Below are 6,036 nucleotides of genomic sequence, written 5' to 3'. Positions count from 1 at the left end.
GATGCCCGCGCGGAAGTCCCGGGCTTCCCTGATCATGGGCGAGCGCGATGTCCGCTCGATGGCCGCCTCGACCTCGGCCTCCACCGAGGCCAGCGTGCCCTCCACCACCTGGAGCAGGATGGGATCGACGGCCGTCACGCCCGAGCCCGGGTGATGATCATGTTGCCCAGTCGATCGACCTCCACCCGCTGCCCGGGGAAGAGGACCGTCGTCGCGCCATACTCCTCCACCACGGCCGGGCCCGCGATGCCGTCCCCGGGTGCGAGGCGAGCCCGCGCGAACACCGGACAATCCCGGGATACGCTGTCGAAAACCACCGCCCGCAGGCCGGTGCGGGCCCGCTCGACCCGGCCGTCGCCGGGCGGCAGCTCCCGCAGCTTCGGACGCTCGACCGGCCCCAGGCCGGTCACCCGGAGATTCACCCACTCGACCAGCTGACGGTTCGCCGCGCCGCCCGGACCCGGCGCGGCCGCGCGGTAGGCGTAGCCGTAGCGCTTCTCGTGCGCCGCGTGGAAGCGCTCGGCAGCGATGGGGGCCGTGGCCGGGGTGATCTCGCCGGGCGGCAGGTCCACCCGGACCTCCCACGCCTGGCCGTAGTAACGCATGTCGGCCGAGCACACGAACCGCATCGCCTCGTCGGAAAAGCCCTCTCGCCGTAACGCGTCGCGGGCCTCGGCCTGCAGTCGAGTCAGATGCGCGTTGATGGTGGCGAAGTCGAGCCGGTCCTGGCGCTGCACCAGCGTCTGCACGTAATCGTTGCGGAGGTCCACCACGAGCAGGCCGAGCGCCGACACGTTGCCCGGCGAGGGCGGGATGAGGGCCGCGCGCAGGTGCAGCAGGTCGATCAGCCTCCCGGCCAGCAGCGGCCCCGACCCGCCGAAGGCGACGAGCGTGTAGTCGCGAGGGTCGAGACCTCGCTTGACGCTCACCTGCTGGATGGCGTTGGCCTGGTTCCAGGCGGCGATCTCCAGGATGCCCTCGGCCACCTGCGCCGTGGACAGCCCCAGGCGGCGTCCCAGCGCGGTCAGGCCGGTCCGGGCGGCGTCGAGGTCGAGGGCGATCTCGCCCCCGAGCAGGCGCGGGGGCACCCGCCCCAGGACGAGGTGCGCGTCGGTGACGGTCGGCTCGCCTCCGCCGCGCGCGTAACACAGCGGCCCCGGGTCGGCGCCGGCGCTGCGCGGGCCGACCTTGAGGCCGCCGTCCGGCGCGATCCAGGCCACGCTGCCGCCGCCGCTGCCCACGGTGACGATGTCGATCATCGGCACCTTCACGGGAAACCGTCCCACCACCCCTTCGGTGGTCAGCACCGGCGCTCCGTGCTCGACCAGGCACACGTCGGTGCTGGTGCCGCCGGCGTCGGCGGTGAGGACGCGGTCGAAGCCGGCGGCCGCGGCGAGCAGGCTCGCCCCGAGCGCGCCGGCGGCCGGTCCGCTCAGCAGTGTCGTGATCGGCTGCCGGGCCACCTCGCGCGCCGAGATCACGCCGCCGTTGGACTTCATGACGTAGAACGGCACGCCGGCGCCCAGCGCGGCATCCAGGCGCGTTCGGATGGCGGCCACGTACTCGGCCACACGCGACTTGACGAAGGCGTCGACCAGCGTGGTCACCGCGCGCTCGTACTCACGGTACTCGGCCAGGACGTCCGACGAGATCGACACGTGGAGGCCCGGACACTCGCGCTCGATGATGTCGCGCATGCGCCGCTCGTGCGCCGGGTTGGCGTAGGCGTGGATGAAGCAGATCCCGACCGAGCGGATACCGCGCAGCCCGAGCCACCGCGCGACCGCGATGGCCCCCGTCTCGTCGAACGGGCGCAGCACCTCCCCGCGGAAGTTCAGCCGTTCGCGCACCTCGCGGACGTGATGCAACGGCACGATCCGGTCCGGCTTGACCCAGAAGTAGGAGTTGCCATACCCGCGGGGCACCGATTGCCGCGCGATCTCGAGCACGTGCCGGAACCCTCCCGTGGTCACCAGCGCCAGGTCGGGGAAGCGCTCCTCCAGGATGGCGTTGGTGGCCACCGTGGTGCCGTGGCAGACGGCCGCGACCGTACCCGCGCCGGCCCGGGCCATCACCTTGCGGATGCCATCCAGCACGGCGAGCGACGGGTCCCGGGGCACGGAGGGCACCTTGGTGGTGAGGATCTCCCCCGTGGTCTCGTTCACCGCCACCACGTCGGTGAATGTGCCGCCGGTGTCGATCCCGATGCGGAAGCGGGCGGCCTCAGCCATGACCGGCGTCGCGGACGAGCGCGCTCAGGGCGGCCTCGAAGCAGGCCCGCGGCGGCTTGACGAGCCCGGCGCCGATCTGGCCGACGCCCGGCTGCCGGTGCGCGATCCCCGTGTTGATCTGCGGCAGGACTCCGGTCTGGGCGACCAGGCGCACGTCGATCCCGGTGGGGGTGCCGCGGAAGTCGAGGGCGGGAACCCGGTAGCTCTCGCTCTCGGCCATGGTGATCTCGTACATCAACCGCGTGGTTGCCAGCGCGTCGGCGGGCGTGCCCCCGACGAACTGCACGATGGCGGGCGCGGCGGCCATGGCGAAGCCGCCCAGCCCGGCGGTCTCGGTGATGGCGCTGTCGCCGATGTCCGGGTTGGCGTCGTCCGGCCCGTGCCCGGTGAAGTAGAGCCCGACCGGCGTGTCGGCGGGCGCGGTGAACCAGCGATCGCCCAGGCCGCTGACGCGGATGCCGAAGTCGGTGCCGTTGCGCGCCATCGTGGTGACCAGCGTGGAGCCCGGCACACCGTGCGCGGCGTCGGCGGCCAGCTTGCACGCCGCCATCCCGACGTTCAGGAAGAAATGCTCGTTGCCGGCCGCGAAGGTCAGCACGCGCTCGCGCTCCGAGGCCGCCAGGTCGAGGGCCGCCACGTGGGGCGCCAGGGCCTTGATGAGCAGCGCCGAGGCCGCGCGGTTGCGGTTGTGGCATTCGTCGCCCATCTGCAGGGCCTGGGCGATGATGGCCCGCACGTCGATCCCGCCCGCGCGGCGGATCGCCTCACCCAGGGCGGGGCCCAGTCGCTCGCGAAACCAGCGCAGCCGGTCGAGCACCTCGGGCGCGAACGCCCCATAGCGCAGGACCTTGCCCAGCCCCTCGTTCAGGGTGGAGTACGCGCGGTTGCCGCCGGCGCGGTTCTCGACGACGAAGACCGGCATGGAGGCCGTCGTCACGCCGGCCATGGGCCCCACCGAGGCGTGGTGATGACAGGGCGCGAAGCCGACGGCGCCGCTGGCGGCCAGCCGCTCGGCCTCGGCCGCCGACGTGGCGCGTGCCTCCAGCAGCAAGGCGCCGATGACGGCACCGCGCAGGGGCCCGCTCATCCGTGTCCACTCCACGGGCGGTCCGGCGTGCAGGATCGTGTCGGGCGTCATGCCGGGGATGACGTCGATGGCGGGACGGACGTCGACGAGGACGGCATGGGCGCCGAGCAGCGCAGCCGCAGCCCGGCGGTTCGCCGTCTCGACCCGCGCGGTCCACACCCGGGCCAGCTCTCGGGGCGCGTCCGCCGGCTGCCAGTCCACTCGCCTCACCCCAGCGCCCTGGCTGGCCAGCGAATCGGCGAACAGATCGGCCCCCACGTTGATCGCCGCCGGCGCTCGATCGAGCAGCGTGTCACCGCCCACCGGGCCCTCCGGCCAGCTCACGGGCAGCGAGGGCGGCGAGCCGGTTCGAGGGATAGACGGCGACGTCGAGGGCGTGCAGCGCCTGGGTCTGCGCCGCCAGCGATGGCACGTCCTCCTCGGTGCCGACCACGTGGGCCACGACGGTGAGCTCGCGCCCGGCCCGGGCGGCCAGCGCCCGGGCCTCGCGGATCGCCGGCGCCGCGGCGCCGACCGGGTCGGGATGCGCGCAGTAACCCAAGACGAAGTCGAGCAGGAGAACGCCCGCCGCGCCGTCGCCACCGGTGGCCGCGACGGCGGCCGCGCGCAGCACGGGATCGATCATCGGGTGCGGGCGCCCCTGCGTGAACTCCGCCGCCCCGAAATCGACGAACCGCGAGCCCGCGTCGCCGACGAGGGCGCGGGCCTCCTCGCACAGGGTGCCGCCGGTGAAGAGCCCGACCACTGGCCCGGCGCCACGTCGTCGCGGCAGGGACGGCGCCGGCAGCGGGGCCACCGGACCGCCGGCCGCCCGGACCGCGGCCGCGGCCGCCTCCTCCAGCGTCGCCGTCGTGTGAATTCCCGGCGGCGTGGGCCCCCGCCATCCGAGCAGGCACGCGACCGCGGGCTTGCCGATGCCGGAGGCCGCGGCGAGCACGTGCGCGGCGACCCGGTCGGACGCCGGCTTGGAGACGAGCACGATGGCCCGCGTGGCGGCGTCGCGGCCGAGGAGCTCGAGCGCCTGCAGCGTGGTGATGCCGTCGACGCCGTCGTGGAGATCGCGGCCCCCGGTGCCGATCGCGTGCGACACGCCGCTGCCCAGCCGGTGGAGCAGCGTCGTGACCTCTTGCAGGCCGGTGCCCGAGGCGCCCACCAGCCCGATGGGACCGCGGCGGACGCGGTTGGCGAAGCCCAGGCCGACGCCGTTGAGGAGACTGGTCCCACACTCGGGCCCCATCACGAGCAACCCGCGCTCGCGGGCGCGCCGCTTGAGGGCGATCTCGTCCTCCAGGCTCACGCCGTCGCTGAAGATGAACGCGTGCAGACCCGCGGCCAGAGCCTGGCTGGCCTCGTTCACCGCCCAGACGCCCGGCACGGAGATGACGGCCAGGTTGGCGTCCGGAAAATCGCGGGCAGCCCGGACGAGCGAGCGCGGCCGGACGGCGGCCGGCGCCCCGCCGCTCTCGCGCCGCGCCGCGAGCAGCTCCTCGGCGTGACGCAGGGCGCGCGCAGCCGTCTCGTCGGCGTCCGCGGCGACGGCGATGACGAGGTCGCCGGGACCGGCATCGTCGGCCTCGGCGGTCCACAGCGCCGCCTCGCGTAGCGCGGCCCGGTTCGCCTCGCTGGCCATGAGCAGCGCGCCGGCGGCGACGCCGGGCAGCCGCCGCACCGCCTCGGCGACGCGCATGAGGGTGACAGAGTCCACATACGCGCCACGCCGAACCCTGAGCGCCACGCTCACGAGCCCGCATGATACACTGCGACGCGCGGTGACCCCCGGCCTCCTCGTCGATCCGCACCTCTGGCAACAAACGCTGGTCTACGCCGCCCCCCTCATCATCGCGGCCCTCGGCGAGCTGATCATCGAGCGCAGCGGCGTCCTCAACGTCGGCATCGAGGGCATGATGCTGGTCGCCGCCGTGACCTGCTTCGTGGTCACCTGGCAGACGCAGATGGTCGCGGCCGGCATCGGCGCCGGCATGCTGGCGGCGGCGGCGATGGCGCTGGCGCTCGTCTACTATGCGGTGGCGCTGCGCGGGCCGCAGATCACCGTGGGGCTTGGCCTCTACGTGCTGGGCATCGGCCTGTCCTCGTTGATCTTCCGCATGGTCTTCGGGATCCGTACCAGCCCGCCCCAGATCGCCACGCTGTCGCCGGTGGCGGTGCCCGGCCTGGGCGACCTGCCGGTGGTCGGCACCGTGTTCTTCCAGCAGACGATCCTCACCTACGCGGCGTTCGCGCTGATTCCCCTCGTCCACCTGGCGCTGTTCCGCACGGCGTGGGGGCTGCGGCTGCGGGCGACGGGCGAGAACCCGCGGGCGGTCGACGCCCTCGGCATCGACGTGGCCGGGCTACGCTACGGGGCGGCCGCGGTGGGCGGGCTCCTCATCGGGCTGGGCGGCGCCTACCTGCCGGTGGTGCTCACAGGGACGTTCAGCGACAACATGACGGCGGGACGCGGGTGGCTCGCGCTCATGCTGGTCATCTTCGGCCGGTGGATGCCGGTCACGGTGCTGGCCGGCGCCCTGCTCTTCGCCTACGTCGAGGCGTTCCAGTTCAAGGCCGGCATGGTCAGCAAGGCCGTGCCGCCCCAGTTTCTTCTCATGCTGCCGTACGTGTTCGCGCTGGTGGTGCTGGTGCGCGTCTACCGGGGGGCCAGCGCCCCCCGGGCGCTGGCCGTGCCCTACGACCGGGAGGCGCGCGGATGAACTCGCACAG

Annotated in this window: 4 protein-coding genes; 1 reads left to right on the top strand and 3 read right to left on the bottom strand. The window is 73.7% G+C overall.

The window, feature by feature from the left end:
• Positions 1 to 134: 134 nt before the first annotated feature.
• The 3 genes from VFR64_19200 to VFR64_19190 are packed head-to-tail and all read right to left on the bottom strand — an operon-like array spanning position 135 to position 5,059.
• Positions 135 to 2,231 (bottom strand): hydantoinase/oxoprolinase family protein, encoded by a 2,097-nt coding sequence (locus VFR64_19200; protein ID HET9491862.1) that lies wholly within the window; start codon positions 2,229 to 2,231, stop codon positions 135 to 137.
• Complete coding sequence (locus tag VFR64_19195) at positions 2,224 to 3,621, bottom strand: DUF1116 domain-containing protein (GenBank protein ID HET9491861.1); 1,398 nt, start codon at positions 3,619 to 3,621, stop codon at positions 2,224 to 2,226. The genes VFR64_19200 and VFR64_19195 overlap by 8 nt, the downstream gene beginning before the upstream one ends.
• A complete protein-coding gene (locus VFR64_19190; protein HET9491860.1) occupies positions 3,611 to 5,059 on the bottom strand; it encodes a hypothetical protein in 1,449 nt (482 codons plus the stop codon). Before VFR64_19190 ends, VFR64_19195 begins: the two co-directional genes overlap by 11 nt.
• A 28-nt stretch (positions 5,060 to 5,087) precedes the next feature.
• Here VFR64_19190 and VFR64_19185 point away from each other — a divergent pair, with 28 nt between their 5' ends.
• The gene (locus VFR64_19185; protein HET9491859.1) at positions 5,088 to 6,026 is read left to right on the top strand and encodes an ABC transporter permease; all 939 of its coding nucleotides are present in this window, start codon (positions 5,088 to 5,090) and stop codon (positions 6,024 to 6,026) included.
• Positions 6,027 to 6,036: the final 10 nt, after the last annotated feature.

The organism is Candidatus Methylomirabilota bacterium (assembly GCA_035709005.1).
GTDB lineage: Bacteria > Methylomirabilota > Methylomirabilia > Rokubacteriales > CSP1-6 > 40CM-4-69-5.
This window is presented reverse-complemented; position numbering and strand designations above follow the sequence as displayed.